Here is a 16524-nt window from a genome sequence, read left to right on the forward strand (position 1 = left end):
GTAGCATGACCGCTTTCTTCTCACTACTGATTTAACCATTAATTACAATGGCCAAGTCTATGCCTCCCATAGCTGACCTACTTGATAATCGCCAACGTATTTTAGTTACTGGTGGTGCCGGATTTATTGGCGGAGCTGTGGTACGACGCCTACTTAAAGAGAGCAACGCTATTGTGTTTAACCTAGATAAAATGGGATATGCAAGTAACCTTACGTCAATTAAAGAAGTTATCGAGGAACTTGGAGATACTTATCAAAGTCGACATTATCTTCAAATAGTTGATCTCACTGATATAAAGGCAGTACAAAAAGCAGTGCGTATAGCAGATCCAGACCTCGTGATTCACTTAGCAGCAGAAAGTCATGTCGATCGTTCAATTTCTAGTCCTGACGTATTTATTGAAAGCAACATAATAGGTACATACAACCTTCTAAAAGCAGTTCGATCAAATTTTGAACAACTAAGTCAAAAGCGACGCCAGCAATTCAGACTACATCATATTAGTACTGATGAAGTTTTTGGATCCCTTGAGAATGAAGGACAATTTTCAGAGATAACGCCTTACTATCCACGAAGCCCATATTCTGCAAGCAAAGCAGCTAGTGACCACTTAGTTCGAGCATGGCATCACACGTATGGATTACCTGTAGTTCTTACAAACTGCTCTAATAATTATGGACCATGGCAATTTCCAGAAAAACTCATCCCTGTTGCCATACTCAAAGCAATAGCAGGTGATTCAATACCTCTCTATGGGGATGGGCTTAATATCAGAGATTGGCTTTATGTTGAGGATCATGTCGATGCTCTTTTATTAGTTGCCTGCCAAGGAACTCTAGGTCGTAGCTACTGTATTGGTGGTTATAGTGAAAAAACCAATAAAGATATAGTCACTACTATCTGTGCACAGCTTGATAAACATTATCCTGACTCGGCTCCGCATGCTCAACTAATCAAACAAGTGACTGATCGTCCAGGACATGATCGTCGTTATGCAATCGATTCTTCCAGGATTAGCAGCGAACTAGGTTGGAAGCCTCGTCATACTTTTGAAGAAGGTTTAGCCAGAACCATAGCCTGGTATTTATTACACCAAGATTGGTGTAAAACAGTCAATCAAAAAATAAGCTATAGTAAAAAGCGGTTAAGAAAACAAAAACTAACATTATGTTAATGAGCTCATAAATTAAAATTAACTCAAAACCTTTAAAATAAAGCTTCTCAGATAAAATCAATGCTTAATCCAATAGAAAAAATTAATAGATTCATTTCATTTATCAAATTTAACCAAAGATCTTATTATAAGAAAATACAAAGTTCTAGTCAATTAGAAGCGATTACCATATTTAGTAATCATAAACTAAAAAAAAGATTTAATAAAACTCCTAAAATTCTAAAGAACAGACACAAAACGATTGCTCCAGTATTACAAGTATACTTACAACAATTATCAAGTAAAAATATTACTTCAAAGCAATTACATGCTATTCGTAAGTTAGCATATTATACTTACATGTTTGATGTAAAATTTTATAAGAAACAACTCTGCAAAAATGATGCAGATAAAATCAACTGTGTTAATGATGTTATTTTTCACTATTGCACAAGAGGATTCAAAAATGGAATAGATCCAAGTTCATTATTTGAAACTAATAGCTATTTAACTAAATATACAAATATTAAGAAGAAAGGAATTAATCCTCTGATTCATTTCCTTGATAAGGGTAGCAAAGAAGGAAAAATGTCAATGGATGATATTCATTTTATGCGAAAGACAGCCAATATAAAAAAAATTCATACTGTTCATAAAGAGAAATTAGATCAATTAAGTCGAAAAAAAATTGGCGTCTTTCTCCATATATATTATCCAGAATTAGCATCATTAATCGCTAATTATCTGGAAACTATACCCTTTAAAATAGATTTATTTATTTCTACAAATAAGGATGCTATTAACTCTGTTAAATCCATATTCAAAAAGGTAAAAAATTGTCAGAATATGTCTATAAAATCATTCCAAAATATTGGTCGTGACGTAGCACCATTTATAGTTGGATTCGGTAAAGAAATATTGGATTACGATTTCATTCTGAAGCTACACTCAAAGAAGAGCTTACATAGTATTGCCTTGAATAATTGGCTTAATCATTGTCTAGATAATCTAATAGGCAGCGAAGATATCTGTAATACAAATTTATCAGCATTAATTAATGATGAAGTTGGAATGGTTTGTCCCGTAAGAAATTATGCATTAAGTTTAGGAATAAAACATGATTCAAGTTGGGGATATAAAGATAATAATTACAAAAAAGCTCAACTGTTTCTTGAGACACAAGGCTTAAAACATATAAACCGTGATAGTGAGTTTTTATTTCCAGCTGGAACAATGTTTTGGTGTAAATCAGAGATTTTAAAACCAATTCTTGAATGGGGATTAACATTCAGAAATTTTGACAAAGAGACAGGGCAGATAGACGGAACGCTTGCCCATAGTATTGAACGATTAATAGGATTGTGTTGTACAGAAATATCCCATAAAAAAATTATCACAAGCTATGTTGGATATTCTCAATCAAAACAATATCAAAATGACAAGAAAATAATTGAAACACGAAATCAGATACATATTGATGGATTTGAGAAAGTCATTCATTTTAAAGAACAGCAGCTTCAAACAAATTGGGCAATCAGATCAAACACAAATCCTAAAAAATTACAAATTCACTGGGTAATCCCAAATTTTACACAAGGTCTTGGAGGTCATATGACAATATTTCGGTCTATAGAATATTTAGAAAGAGTAGGTCATGAATGCATAATCTGGATCCATTCAGAAATTAAAGGTAATAAACCAAGCCGACTGAGCTCTAAGCATAAGCGATATATAAAAAAATATTTTATTGATCTCAATACTGATCAAGTTTATATGCTTGGTAATAGCAATGAAGATCTAGAAAAAATTAGTGGAGATGTAGTTATTGCTACAGATCGTATGAGTGCCTATCCAGTACTGGGCATGCGTAAGTTCAAGAAGCGCTTTTATTTTATACAAGATTATGAACCATTCTTTTTTGCAAGAGGAACATCTTCAATGCTTGCAGAATATTCATATTTATCAGAGCATGACTTCGCATGTATTTGTGCAAGTCCTTGGTTAAACAATTTGATGCAAGAATATGGTAATACTGCGATTACATTTCCTTTAGCCATTGATCCTAATATTTACTATCAAGATACAAAAATAAAAAGATCTGACAACACAATTGTATTTTATATAAGGAGAAGTACACCACGCCGTTTGTATGAGCTTGGTATATTAGCTTTGCGTACTTTATTTGACTTAGGAGATAGTTTCGAACTCATTACATTTGGAGAAAAAGACTCGCCTGATTTAGGAATTCCAGTAAAAATTAATCATGTTGGAATTATTAGTGTAAGTGAACTTGCCGAACTATACCAGAAGTCAACTATTGGCTTAGTTTTATCTGGAACAAACTACTCTCTTGTTCCCAATGAGATGATGGCATGTGGATTGCCGGTTGTTGATATTGATGGAGTACATACACGATTTTCCTATAAATCTGGAACTGCTATACTTGCTAAACCAAACCCTAGATTTTTAGCACAAGCGCTAAGTAACTTACTTAATGACCAGACACTACAAGAAAAAGTTAGAGAATCAGGTTTAATTGCTACTCAAAAGCTCAGTTGGGATAAATCTAATAGAATCATTGAGAGATTTATTAAGGATGAATACATATCAGTTACATCAACAATTATTTCTAGCAAGTTTAGAAAAACTTCCCCACTTGTAACAATAGTGATTCCTGTTTATAATGGTGGAAAGTTCCTTAAAAAAGTAGTAAAAAGTTGTTTAAACCAAGAGCTAGCGGCCGAATTTGAAATATTAATTATCGATAGTACGTCTACTGATGGTTGTATTGATCAATTACCTAAAGAAAAAAATGTTCGGATACATCATATTGAAAAAAAAGAATTTGGTCATGGACGAACCCGAAATCTTGGTGTTAAGTTAGCCCAAGGAGAATATGTTGCTTTTATAACGCAAGATGCTATTCCTATGAATAATATGTGGTTAATGAACCTGATTGCTCCATTACAGGAGGATGAAGATGTAGCTGGAGTTTTTGGTTGCCATATAGCTCATAAAAATCACAGTAAATTAATAGCTCATGATATTGATCAACATTTTAATCGTTGGATTTTTCGTAGTCATAATCAACCGATTAAACTAGATGAAAGAAGAAGAACATCAAATGCTTCTATTCAAAGTTATGAACGCTTTTATTCTGATAATAATTCTTGCCTTCGAAAAAAAGTGTGGAAGATAATTCCAATACCTAATGTTAATTATGGTGAAGATCAACTATGGGCTATAGAAATCTTACGTAAAGGCTTTAAAAAAGCTTATGCTTCTACAGCTATTGTGCGTCATTCTCATGAATATAACTTTCGTCAAACATTAATAAGAGCTGCTACTGAATGGCATTTTTATTCGGAATATCTGGGAGAAAAGTTACCTAATACTAAGCAACAAGTTCGCGCAATGATTGAATCATCATGTTATAATGATCAAAAAACTAAAATTCTGTATCCAGAAATCACTGATAATGAATTAAAAGTGAGGCGTAAAACACACTTTGCACGTGCATGTGGTTATTACTTAGCTGCTAAAGGTAAAAAATATACTTAGTTTTAAACTCTTTAGATGGTAATCAAGCTTTATTTATTGTGGTTAGAATAAAACCACCAACGCCCCATGCCACAACAACAATTCCTATTGATCCGAGAAAAGCCTGCCAACGCCAATTCTGATCTGGTGAAGTAGCAAGTTGAGGCTGACTAAGTACTATGACAAATTTAAGCTGACGCTGGCTTTCTCGACGGCTATTGTCGGCAGCCAGACGAGCTGCCTCAAAGGCTTTTGTTGCAAAGGCAACATTTGACAACAAAGACGCTTCTTTTAACGCAAGATTATTTAAATCTTTACCATTACTACTGACAGACTTATTGCGCTCTGACTTAATTTGTTTTGCTAATTCACTTGCTTGATCGGCAATAAATAAGATTTCAGGAGCAGAGGGATCACGATATTGACGACGCAAAGCAGCTTCCTCTACTTTTAATGCAACTAGGCGCTCTTCTAAACCTGCAATAAGAGAGTTCGTGGCTTTCTGTTCTGCAATAATACTGAGTTGACCGTATTTATCTTGAAAATTTTCAAATTCTTCATTTGCGATTTTTAAATTTTTTCTAGCTAATCTTACCTCTTTTTCAGCAAAAATAGTCTGATCTGCACTGATTGATTGATTCACCTCATTAATAAAACGGCGTGATTCAAGTAGCAAGGAATTATTCAAATTAAGTGCATGTTTGGGGGTAAACCCATAAGTAGTAAGAATCACTGATCCACTCAAAGGTTGTGGGGTAACTGTCAGTTGCCGTCTATAAAAATTAAGCTGCTCGACTTGATTACTATCTTGTGATAGTCCTGAGAAAAAATCTGGAAGCGAAGGTTTATAATTATGTTCTAAAATTTTTGGATTAGGAAATAATCTTTTTTTAACATCTGCTGAGGCTAAATAAACCTGTAAATATTGACCATCTATAAGAGATGTTAAGACTTGAGGAGTTGCGGCAGCTTCTGCTGAAATAGACGCTGAAGAAGAATTTAAAGGTATTGCTTGTTGTATAACGAACTCAGAAATAGATGAATACCGATCACGTCCTATGATAAAGCAATAAAAAGCAGATGATGCTAAAAATAATAATATGAGTACACGCGGTTTTTTAAGTAATAGAAGTTTTTTTGTCCAAATATTTGAGATTATTTTTTTTTCTAAGTTGAAAGAAGCTAGATTCTGAATATTAGAAAGTTGATAAGACATATTAACATTATTACTAGTGTAAGTGAACAAAATTAATCATAGAAATGAAGCAGAAAATAGATAAAAAATTTATAATTAAATAATTTTAGTCATGGTCTGATTCTAATAGAGTAGATTCATTCATTTTATAGAGTATAAAAGATAAACCCAGGGTAAGCATAGAACAAGAAAGGAGATATGACAACGAGATACCTGGAATAGGGTACTCATTATTAATAGAATATCTAAATAGTTCCACGCCATGAAGGATTGGATTCCATGTGATAAAAGAACGCAAATATGCAGGAATTTCAAATGTAGCAAAAAATATTCCTGAAGTAAAAATAATAATTCTATTAAATAATCTTTTAAGTATTCTTTGAACTGATTTATTAATCTTTCCAAGAAATATTGTAATTAGACCAAACCCCAAGGCTAACATAATTATTGCTAAGTAAACGCTAACAGCTAACCCAGGACTATCAAGACGAAAGTTCCATGTAAAATACCAAGCAATAGAAACTATTACAAGAGATAATGTAGATAAAGCTCGAAAGTCGTTTAAAGAAAGACCTAGGAGAATATCAAGAGGTGTAATTCTTGAGTAGTAGAGAGGCGCCCTTAATTTTAAACCAGAGAGAGATTTGATTGCAACAGCTCTGAATAAAAATGCTATACAAAATCCGGTTGTCATGAAAATAATGATATTGAAATATGTATTTGTAGCTCTACTGACAATAAACGTACTTGAGTTTCCTAAAAAACTAAAGCCAACTCTCATTAAAATAAAAAATGCCATCATCTGTAGTGGATTTATTACACTCTCCCAATGACCAACTGGGCTTATTGCAGCTTGTCTATTTCGATCATATGCAGCAATGGCTGAAATAATATTTAACTGTTGTTGAAATCCTCGGATAATTTGCTTTAAAAAGATCATCTGTAATGCAAAATAGAATTAAAATTCTCCTCTATTGCAATCATTAAGTTCTAAATTTTTGAAATTATTGCTAAATTCAAGTTGATTATCGTTAAAGCTTGGCATTGTTAAATTATCTAATTTGATTGCTTCTTTTAAATTACCTTCAAAAACTATTTCACCTAAAGAACTAATTATCATACCTTTATTGCAATATTTATGCCTAAAATTACTGTCTATTGAAGTAGTAATTAAAGCCTTATCTTTTAACTGTTTACTAAAAAGAGGACGTAAAAGATTAGCATGCTCAGACATTAAATACTGTGTATTAGGTATAAGATATATATCAAAAGAAAATAGTAATGAAAGTGATAAGAAAAAAAATTTTTTTTCCTCTTTCTGCAATTCTTTAATTTTAGATTCTAGTTTAATTGACTTAAATAGCAGTATAGATAACAACTCATCTATTGAAATTAATGATGATTCTAAACAGTCACTATAAATACTTGTTAAAAACTCTAATCCTTGTTTAAGAGTTAATTTATTATCTAATCCGTCTTCTCCACCAAAGGGCCATCCAATTGATCCGTAACTCAAAAAGTTACCTGAAACGGGTTTAACTAAATTTGCTAGAGTAGCTATTAATTGGTATTTTAAGTAAGAATTTGTTGATATAATAGCTAACTTTTCACCTGGTCTAAGTTGCCAATTCCATGGAGATAAGTTTATTATACTTCGATCAGATTTATCACAACGCAAATAAAGTTGATCCAATCTGAGAATTGGCTTGGCTGAATTCTGAAAATTAAACACAGATGTAAAGTTGATAAGATATCATAATATAACACGTATCATCTTTTAATTGCTAAATAAGGCCATACAAAAATTAAACCGTAAATTGTTTATGAGTAATCTTTAATCTATTCTTTTGCTTCTTTAGCTAAACTTTGACGATAACATCTTTCAAAATGCTTGGCGGTAAAGTTAAGAGTTTTCTTTACTGTCATTTTAGTTAGATTTTGCGATTTTAATAATAAAAAAGAATTTATTTTTAACTTTGTAATGATAGTAAGCTTTCAAGAATAATCAAGTAAATAAAGTAAAATGTATAAACATATAAAATAGATTAATGACGAAGAAACAGTAACCATGGATAATTTGAAATGGCAATCAATAACCTTAAAGGCTCTAATGACAAAATTGTTCCGAATCGAACACGATAACTTAGGAAGTGTAAAGGTAAAGGTCGATTCCCTTTGGGGTGCTCAAACTCAAAGATCGCTAAATAATTTTGCGATCGGTAACGAGCGCATTCCCACTGAGCTGATCCACGCAATGGCTTTGATCAAAAAATCCTGCGCGATTGTGAATGCACATCGTGGCATCCTCAGTCAAGACCTAGCCGATAAAATCGTCATTGCCGCAGATGCCATTACTTCAGGAATCCACGACGACCAATTCCCTCTAAAAGTCTGGCAAACGGGTAGCGGCACCCAGACAAATATGAATGTTAATGAAGTGATTAGCAACCTAGTATCTAGAAATGATAACGAACCCCTTGGTAGTTATCAGCCGGTTCACCCTAATGATCATGTGAATCGTTCACAATCCACCAACGACGTTTTTCCAGCTGCCATCCACGTGGCTACAGCCCAGCAGCTCACCCAATCACTTCTTCCTGCCATCGAAACTTTGATTGAAGCCTTCGATGTTAAAGCCCAAGCTTGGAATTCTATCGTCAAAATTGGCCGAACCCACTTACAAGACGCAGTGCCTCTTCGCCTTGGTGATGAGGTCTCTGCTTGGCGCGATCAGCTAGACAGTTGCCAGGAATGGATTAAGTCTAGCCTAAGCTCTTTAGGAGGACTTCCGCTAGGAGGAACAGCAGTTGGCACCGGATTAAACGCTCCTAAGGGTTTTGGTGCTGATGTAGCAAAAGTCCTCTGCAAAATAACTGGTCTACCTTTCCGACCTGCCGACAATTTATTCGCTGTGATGGCAGGGCATGATGCACTGGTCCATACCATGAGCCAGCTTCGCGGGCTAGCCGTTGCGCTGTTGCGCATAGCCAACGATATTAGACTACTCGGCTGTGGACCACGGGCGGGACTCGGGGAATTGCGGTTGCCGGCTAATGAGCCTGGCAGCTCTATCATGCCTGGGAAGATCAATCCCACCCAGTGCGAAGCGATAACCATGGTCTGCACCCAAGTCATCGGTTTGGACGTGGCGGTTGCCGCTGCTGGAGCCGGTGGTCACCTTCAGATGAATGTGTTTAAACCCCTAATTGGTTTTAATCTTCTTCAGGCCGTTCGCCTCCTAAGCAGTGCTATCAAAAGCTTCCGCCAAAATCTGGTAGAAGGCCTGGAGCCGGATTGCAAGCAAATTCAAAACTTCGTCGAGCAATCCCTGATGCTTGTGACGGCATTGACTCCGCGAATTGGATATGAGAAAGCTAGTGCTATCGCTCAGCATGCCCATAAACAAGGGCTGACCTTGAAGCAATCGGCCCTTGAGCTTAATCATGTCAGCGATGTCGAATTCGATCGACTGGTAGATCCGGTCAAGATGGCGGAGCCCCAAAACTAAATTTCAGATATCATCTCGGGGCGGAGGTCGTCCGCCTCTGCAACAGGGAAACGGTTGATCGCTTTAAGCGCTTGTTTTGCATGGCGGCGTAACCGCTCACTGATGGCTTCGCAATAGGGAACTTGGGCCAAAAGGTCTACCGTACGACGCATAATCCGAACAACATCTCCCTCATCCAAGGAAGTGTTAGCGATTAAATCACTCCAGAGCATCCCCTGCGCCCAGGCCTCGACCAAACCCATCAATTCTGGTTCCAGCCACACTGAAATCTTGATGTTGGCTCGCTCTTGTGCGCGCAGCAACTCCCGGCGCAGGCCTGATAATTTCTGCAGCGCCTCTTCTGCTGCTGGAGAGACAAGGAAACCACTCCAAAGGTCTGGCCTATTAACTTTTGTGCTAATTGCCTCGAACACTGCCGCAAGACCGGCAGGCTCAAGTTCGTCGCAATAGCCACTCATCAAAGCGAGACCCAGCCAAAGTTCGTTATCACCTCGTAGTGCGGTCACAGTGCGACCGATTTCTGTGGGGTCAAGATCATTGAGACAGCCAAATTTTTGCAGAATGTCTTTAAGGGCCAAAAACGTATCCCAGTGACGATTGGCACGGTAGTGAAGCAACAGCTGACGCTCCGAAATCTCGCGTTCAAGTTCTTCTATACGACGACGACACTTTTTGAGCCGCCTATGATCTCTCCAACGATGGACGGGGTGCTGCTCCTGTTCTTGCTGAATCTGCTGGACTAAGCAAGCCTGAGTAAACACCTCACCAGCTAAGTTGTACTGGGGCGTAGTCATGTCGTGGCACCGAGCCATGTAAGCCACAGTCAGGGCAAGCTTGCTGCTGGCTTGATCTCCGTTACGAATTTCACCTGACTGTCGCAGTTTTGGAGCTACTACATGTTTTATCTGAAGACAACTGAGTTCAGCGTGGAAGCTGACCACAGCTTGACAAGGCAAGAGAATCCAGACGTTCTTGTCAGTCAGACAAAGTAAGTTTGGAAATCTACCAGATCCACCTACCTTTTGCACAATCACGGCCGGAGTCACCCGTTCGCGCAGCCGGGGTGACTTTAAACTGATCAGAGTTCCAGTGTTGGCAAATTGCAAAACTAGCGCGAGCTCGTTGACTAGAGTTTTCTCGGCCTGCTGTTGAAGAATCTTCAGGAGACGCCGTTCTTCTCGTAACCTCTCTCGAACTTTTTCATAGTCTTCAAAATCTTCCCAAGGCACGTTGCCGACGGCCTCTTTCAGCTGACTAAGCTGAAGATGAAGTTGAGAGAGCGTCTCTTCGTCATCTATAAGGTCCAAATTAGCGAGATAACAGCCAAAGCTGCGTTGCACTAGCTCCCGCGCCTTATCAAAGCCGTAGTGCTGCAACAAGTGAAGGACCATCCCGTAACTAGGTGTGAATTGACTGACTAAAGGATCTGCCGGACTCGTGGCTAGATGCTTCAAATGCATCTCTTCCCGAACCCCTTCAAACCGGCTTTGCACTGTTACGACATATCCTTGGGAATCCAAGCCACGACGACCGGCGCGACCTGCCATTTGCAAAAACTCACTCCCCATCAACAGCCGATGACCCCGTTCCGTTCGCTTAGATAATGAGGAAATTACTGTGCTACGGGCCGGCATATTTATCCCTGCCGCAAGTGTTTCAGTAGCAAAAACTACTTTTACAAGCCCCTGTTGAAATAATTCCTCGATCAGCTCCTTCCATGCTGGAAGAACCCCAGCATGGTGTGCAGCGATCCCTCGCAGCAAGGCATCAGCATGGATCCCATATCGCACCGCTTCAGAATTCGCCGTTGTATAAGCAGCAAGCCGCGCATAGATCTGCGCTTGCTCATGTTGAGTAACAAGACATTGTGTGCCTAGATCACGTACCGATTTATCACATCCTCGGCGGCTAAAAATGAAATAAATCGCTGGCAGCATGTTGCGTTTTACCATTTGTTCGACAACAAAGCTGATCGCAGGGGTATTCCGCTGAAGAGGCTTGAGGGGGTCTCTTTTGCGTTTATTATTGCTTTTGGGTCCACGCGATAACTTGCAATTTGGGTGTAACCCCGTACCGGCTTTGTTGAGCAGGGGATGTAGCCCTTTGGTACTACAGAAACTGAAGTGCAATGGAACTGGCCTATGGTCACTCGTTACAAGTGAGGTCGGACCGTGGACTTTTTCAATCCAATCAGTGAGTTGGCCTGCATTCGTCACAGTGGCGGATAGAGCAACGAGCTGGACGGGTTGCGGACAGTAGATAATCGACTCTTCCCAAACGGTGCCTCTTTGGGAATCATTCATGTAGTGACATTCATCTAGTACAACTGCTTCCACATCGGCTAATGGATTGTCATGTTCATCTACCTCGGAGTAGAGCATATTTCGGAAAATCTCCGTAGTCATCACCACAATGGATGCATCCCGGTTCACGCTCAGGTCGCCGGTCATTAAACCGACGTTCTCGTGGCCAAACTGGTCGCGAAAGTCGCGAAGTTTTTGGTTTGAAAGTGCCTTAAGCGGAGTCGTATAAAATGCCTTTTGACCATGAACCAAAGCGCGGTGAATTGCATATTCACCCACCAAGGTCTTACCCGAACCAGTAGGAGCACTCACTACCACCGAGTGCCCTTGGTTGAGTGCATCAATAGCCTTTAATTGAAAATCATCTAACCGGAAAGGAAAAAGTTGATTAGGATCAAGTCCAGAAGCGGAAGCCTCAGGATCGGCTGCCTGACTTGAAATGACCTGCTTAGCTTTATTCATAGGTTAATCCTAGGAAAGATTGATAACAGTCTTCAATTCCCCAAGTTGTAGAGAAGTTGCAGAAATGGAGATGAGACACTAACGACAAGTACGCTGTTTGGCTGCTCAGATCTTCTCAGTTTCTATAAAAATGATCGTGGTTCAGCGCAATGCCCGATTGTTGTATTCAGCAAAATAACGAGAGCAATAGTGCCCTGTGCAGTTATTGTCATTCAAGTCAGCTGCAGGCTTTAAAACAACTACTTTTGAAATATGTAGAATGTGTAACTTCACTTTCGAGTTAATTCATTGCGATACTAATTAATCTGTCTTAACTTTTTACCGACGGCGCTTCGCATCTCGTGAGGTCTCGCAGTGCATCTATTAAAGCAATTCCATTTCCAAAACTGACGAAGCTGTTAGGGTTGGATTGATGGATTACTTTGACTACACTAAGCAGCTTTAGGAAAATGTATTACTAAAGTGCAACCGCCGCCGGACTTATTCATCGCAGTTATCACTACAGACAACGCCCTATCAGTACTACCGAACCGAAACCGTAACATTCTTGGCGATAGCACTCAGGTAATAAACGCACCAAAATCAACCTCAAGAGCCAATGGCGGAGAGAACTGCCGGCCTATAGTCCGGAAAAACTGCTGTCAGGATAAACCGGATATAGGCGAAGGTCGAAATTTGCTGGTCGAAACCGCATCCGAACCGCAGAAGCTCTGAACTTCTAGCCCATGCCATTCCCTCTGCTTAATACTTACCATCAAAACCTAGAACGACTAGGCCACAGACCTAGGTGAACAAAAACCTATAGGTTGCAGGGGTAGAGAGCGGTCTTGGTAAAACCAAGATAGATTTAGAGGAAGGGTAAGACGCTCCGAAGTCATGACTTGATTGATCACTGAATCTTCCTTCAAGTTCATACTGAGAGAGTGGCCGGCGAGCCAATCAGCTCCATGGATACAACTCGACGTCGACATTTGAATAGCTGGCAGCCGGGACGTCAACCGTGGGAATTAAAGAGTAGTACCAATGTTGAACTTGCTTTCAGGGACCTAGCAAGCAACGATTACCTTGGCCTCAGCCGTCATCCAGCGGTGGTTGAAGCCGCTGCTACCGCTCTAAAGACTGATGGTTTGGGAGCAGGAGGATCAAGGTTGATTACTGGCACGCGTCCCCGGCATATGCGCCTGGAAGCAGAACTTGGTGACTGGCTTGGACGAGAGAGAGTTTTGCTTTTTCCTAGTGGATTCCAAGCCAATCTCGCTGCTGTCGCGGCCCTCGCAGGGCGTCACACCACGGTGCTTGCTGATCGACTAGTTCACCATTCACTATTGGTAGGCGTCCGCGCGTGCGGTGCCCAGCTCCAACGATTTGTTCATAACGATCTTCAAGATCTCGAGCGTCGTCTTCGAGCACTACATAGCAGCGATACACTGCCTCTAGTTATCAGTGAAAGCCTATTTAGCATGGAAGGGACCAGCCCCAATCTCCAAGACATGGCCTCGCTTTGTGCTCAGCATGGAGCGCAACTTTTAGTAGATGAAGCCCATGGTCTTGGTGTTCTGGGGCCTGGTGGACGTGGGCTCTGCTGGGGAATTAATGACCCGATTCACTTGATCAGCGGAACGTTCGGCAAAGCCTTCGGTAGCGGCGGAGCTTTTCTGGCGGGGGACGCCGTCATGGGAGAACGACTGCTGCAAACGAGCGGAGCATTTCGCTATACCACCGCCCTGGCACCACCCTTAGTGGCTGGCGCACAAGCCGCCCTCAACTTGATTAAAGCCTATCCGACTTGGGGGCGTTCACTTAGACAAAGGTCGAATGACTGGCGTACTTCCCTCTCTCTTAATGGATGGGTTCGTCCCAAAGGCAACGGCCCTGTTCTTCCCCTTCTTTTCGAGAGTGATCGGGCTGCTCTAGACCAACAAAAACGCCTGAAAGAACATGGATTACTCAGCATCGCAATTCGGCCACCAACAGTTCCCGAAGGAACATCCCGGCTAAGGATAGTTTTGCGAAGGGATTTACCAGATGACACGTTGCAGCTCTTGCTCCGCGCCCTCGTTTCCTAAATGACACAAATTCTCGCAATGCATGGATGGGCAGGGCATGCCGGTCAATGGAATAACTGGCAATACCAGCTAGAGCAACACCATAGGCACATGCTAATCGGAGAACGTGGCTACACCAACGCTGCTCCTACTGTTCCACACTGGGATAGTAAACCTGGCCCCCGAGTTGTCATCGCCCATTCACTTGGTCTCCACCTACTGCCGGCAAGTCTGCTGAATGAAGCGACAGCCTTGATACTGCTAGGCTGCTTCGCAGCTTTTGTTCCAAAAGGGCGGGCCGGCCGATCGGTATTAGCTGGACTGAAAGGGATGCGAGCAGCTCTGGGTTCAGAAGGGGAATTGGCAATGTTGCGCCGTTTCCTTGAGAAGACTGCACAACCGTTACCCCTCAGCTCTTGTCCACCTTCTCCCTTGCTCCATGGCATTTCTCTAGAAGGACGCCAACGTTTACGCAACGACCTCTCACTACTAGAAACATGCCATAACCTTCCGAAGGGGTGGCCTGAAAAAGCTCATGTTTTAGTCATAAGGGGGGAACAAGATGCGGTGGTGCAAGCCAGCATTCACAAGCAACTTTTAGATCAAATCGGCCTCCAAGTTGAGATGGTACACAACGATCCCCATGTGGGACATGCCTTGATCACATCAGGGGTGTTGTCTGTTGTGTACAAATGGATCGAACATTTGTGATTACCTCGCAAGACATCCTTCAGAGGTTTAGCGTTGCCGCCAGTCGGTACAATACCGCCACACGCCTGCAACAGAGCGTAGCCTGGCGACTAGCCTGCCATTGTCGGCGACTGTCGATTCCCAAAGGAATTTGGGCAGATCTGGGCAGCGGAACAGGATGGCTTGCCGATGCTTTAGAAGCTACGCACCCGGGCTACCAGGTCCTACGTGTAGATGGTAGTGCGGCGATGTTGAATCAACAACGCAACAGCGTGAAAACGATTCAACACGACTTAAGCAAAGGGTTACCATCATGGCCAAACCAGCCCCAACTGCTCGCCTCTAACTTTGCTTTGCACTGGTTACCGAATCCCGTACTCACGCTGAATGAGTGGATTCAATCCTTGACGCCAGGAGATTGGCTAGCGGTGGCGGTGCCTGTTCGGGGTAGCTTTCCTCAATGGCGTTCTGCCGCCGCTGCTGCTAATCAACTCTATACGGCTTTTTCGCTTCCACACGACGAAGAGCTCATTGCAACCATTCCAGCCAGAATGATCCGTCGACAACAAGTGCGTCACTTTACCCAAACCGCAATTACACCGATTTCTTTGCTGAAACCTATCATTGACATCGGTGCAGGGGTAACGAACAAGGGTCGGTTAAGCCCTGGTGCGTGGCGGCGCATCTTCAGAGCCTGGCCGGAAGCAGATTCCTCAAAGTGCTTGGAGTCAGGTGGATTTTATCAAAAACGATTCGGCTTGTCATGGAAAGTTTTACTGCTGATTTTGAATAGATAAGCTGTATGTCGCTTCGCCTCGTGGTTTGCGGTACTGACACCGATGTCGGCAAGACAGTGGTGAGTGCCTGGCTCGTCCAAGGCCTGCGGGCAACTTACTGGAAGCCTGTGCAAAGTGGCTTAGAAGGCGGTGGAGATCGCGAACGCGTCCGCAACTTGCTTGATCTTCCTTCGAACCGACTGCTTCCGGAAGCCTTTGCTTTTAGTCAACCAGTTTCACCACATTGGGCGGCCGAGCTTGATCAAACACCGCTTGTACCCGAACAATTGATGCTACCAAAGTGTGATGGACCCCTTGTCGTGGAAACTGCGGGAGGCCTGATGGTACCTCTTACACGACATCTACTGCAAATTGATCAGCTGAAGCGCTGGGGGCTACCAATCATTTTGGTTGCTCGAAGCGGCTTAGGAACACTCAACCACACCCTATTAAGCCTAGAGGCTCTCCGGCAACGCAACCTCATAGTTCTTGGGTTAATCCTTAATGGAGCCTTCCACCACGATAACCCTGCAACTCTAGAAGAATTCGGAGGCGTCCCGGTTCTGGCCCAACTTCCGCCTCTACAACCACTAACAGCTCAAACACTTAAACAGCACTGGTACAACCAACGCTTTAATTCTAGATTTCAAACAATGTTGAATCAGATATACTGCTGAAGCATTGATGAGCGCTGTAGTGCTAAAATTGTACGCTGGCATCGCCATCACCCACAAGTTGCAGAAGCTGAGCTCGTGCATCGGATTAGTTGTAGACTGATCGCTACAGAGGGCAGAAGGACCCAACGCAACCATCACTCAGGCCAACTGGTCTAAACGCTTGGAATATCAGTA

At 41.4% G+C, this 16524-nt stretch carries 13 protein-coding genes; 8 read left to right on the plus strand and 5 right to left on the minus strand.

Translation table 11 applies throughout. The annotated features are described in order from the left end of the window. Positions 1 to 47: 47 nt before the first annotated feature. A complete protein-coding gene (gene rfbB, locus ABWV55_RS08095; RefSeq protein ID WP_353291565.1) occupies positions 48 to 1175 on the plus strand; it encodes a dTDP-glucose 4,6-dehydratase in 1128 nt (375 codons plus the stop codon). Between the two features lie 60 nt (positions 1176 to 1235). Further along, positions 1236 to 4715, plus strand: coding sequence for a rhamnan synthesis F family protein (locus ABWV55_RS08100; RefSeq protein ID WP_353291566.1), 3480 nt, complete (start codon positions 1236 to 1238; stop codon positions 4713 to 4715). A gap of 22 nt (positions 4716 to 4737) precedes the next feature. Here ABWV55_RS08100 and ABWV55_RS08105 read toward each other — a convergent pair whose 3' ends face one another. The 3 genes from ABWV55_RS08105 to ABWV55_RS08115 all read right to left on the minus strand — a co-directional run bounded on the left by ABWV55_RS08105 (position 4738) and on the right by ABWV55_RS08115 (position 7582). Next, positions 4738 to 5910 carry a sugar ABC transporter gene (locus ABWV55_RS08105; protein ID WP_353291567.1) on the minus strand — a complete coding sequence of 391 codons (1173 nt, stop codon included), beginning with the start codon at positions 5908 to 5910 and terminating at the stop codon, positions 4738 to 4740. An 85-nt stretch (positions 5911 to 5995) separates the two neighbouring features. Further along, the gene (locus ABWV55_RS08110; RefSeq protein ID WP_353291568.1) at positions 5996 to 6829 is read right to left on the minus strand and encodes an ABC transporter permease; all 834 of its coding nucleotides are present in this window, start codon (positions 6827 to 6829) and stop codon (positions 5996 to 5998) included. 18 nt (positions 6830 to 6847) lie between these two features. Next, entirely contained in the window at positions 6848 to 7582 is a 735-nt protein-coding gene (locus ABWV55_RS08115; protein ID WP_353291569.1) for a hypothetical protein, read from the minus strand. A gap of 417 nt (positions 7583 to 7999) precedes the next feature. On the opposite strand from ABWV55_RS08115, the gene ABWV55_RS08120 reads away from it, so the two are divergent. Continuing rightward, positions 8000 to 9397, plus strand: coding sequence for a class II fumarate hydratase (locus ABWV55_RS08120; protein WP_353291570.1), 1398 nt, complete (start codon positions 8000 to 8002; stop codon positions 9395 to 9397). On the opposite strand, the gene ABWV55_RS08125 is transcribed toward ABWV55_RS08120, so the two are convergent. Then, positions 9394 to 12162, minus strand: a complete 2769-nt coding sequence (locus ABWV55_RS08125; RefSeq protein WP_353291571.1) for a DEAD/DEAH box helicase — start codon at positions 12160 to 12162, stop codon at positions 9394 to 9396. The two genes, ABWV55_RS08120 and ABWV55_RS08125, sit on opposite strands and share 4 nt — an antisense overlap. A 462-nt stretch (positions 12163 to 12624) precedes the next feature. On the opposite strand from ABWV55_RS08125, the gene ABWV55_RS08130 reads away from it, so the two are divergent. Continuing rightward, positions 12625 to 12876, plus strand: coding sequence for a hypothetical protein (locus ABWV55_RS08130; protein WP_353291572.1), 252 nt, complete (start codon positions 12625 to 12627; stop codon positions 12874 to 12876). Between the two features lie 56 nt (positions 12877 to 12932). Here the strand turns inward: ABWV55_RS08130 and ABWV55_RS08135 are convergent, their stop codons facing one another. After that, positions 12933 to 13133, minus strand: a complete 201-nt coding sequence (locus ABWV55_RS08135) for a hypothetical protein (protein ID WP_353291573.1) — start codon at positions 13131 to 13133, stop codon at positions 12933 to 12935. Here ABWV55_RS08135 and ABWV55_RS08140 point away from each other — a divergent pair. The 4 genes from ABWV55_RS08140 to bioD are packed head-to-tail and all read left to right on the plus strand — an operon-like array spanning position 13110 to position 16350. Beyond that, positions 13110 to 14228, plus strand: coding sequence for an aminotransferase class I/II-fold pyridoxal phosphate-dependent enzyme (locus ABWV55_RS08140; protein ID WP_353291574.1), 1119 nt, complete (start codon positions 13110 to 13112; stop codon positions 14226 to 14228). The genes ABWV55_RS08135 and ABWV55_RS08140 overlap by 24 nt on opposite strands. Continuing rightward, positions 14229 to 14918: an alpha/beta hydrolase gene (locus ABWV55_RS08145; protein WP_353291575.1), complete on the plus strand. Its 690-nt coding sequence runs from the start codon at positions 14229 to 14231 to the stop codon at positions 14916 to 14918. After that, positions 14915 to 15694 carry a methyltransferase domain-containing protein gene (locus tag ABWV55_RS08150; protein ID WP_353291576.1) on the plus strand — a complete coding sequence of 260 codons (780 nt, stop codon included), beginning with the start codon at positions 14915 to 14917 and terminating at the stop codon, positions 15692 to 15694. The genes ABWV55_RS08145 and ABWV55_RS08150 overlap by 4 nt, the downstream gene beginning before the upstream one ends. A 5-nt stretch (positions 15695 to 15699) precedes the next feature. Continuing rightward, positions 15700 to 16350: a dethiobiotin synthase gene (gene bioD / locus ABWV55_RS08155; protein WP_353291577.1), complete on the plus strand. Its 651-nt coding sequence runs from the start codon at positions 15700 to 15702 to the stop codon at positions 16348 to 16350. The last annotated feature ends 174 nt before the right edge of the window (positions 16351 to 16524 follow it).

This window comes from Synechococcus sp. M16CYN (assembly GCF_040371545.1).
In the GTDB taxonomy this organism is placed as follows: domain Bacteria; phylum Cyanobacteriota; class Cyanobacteriia; order PCC-6307; family Cyanobiaceae; genus Parasynechococcus.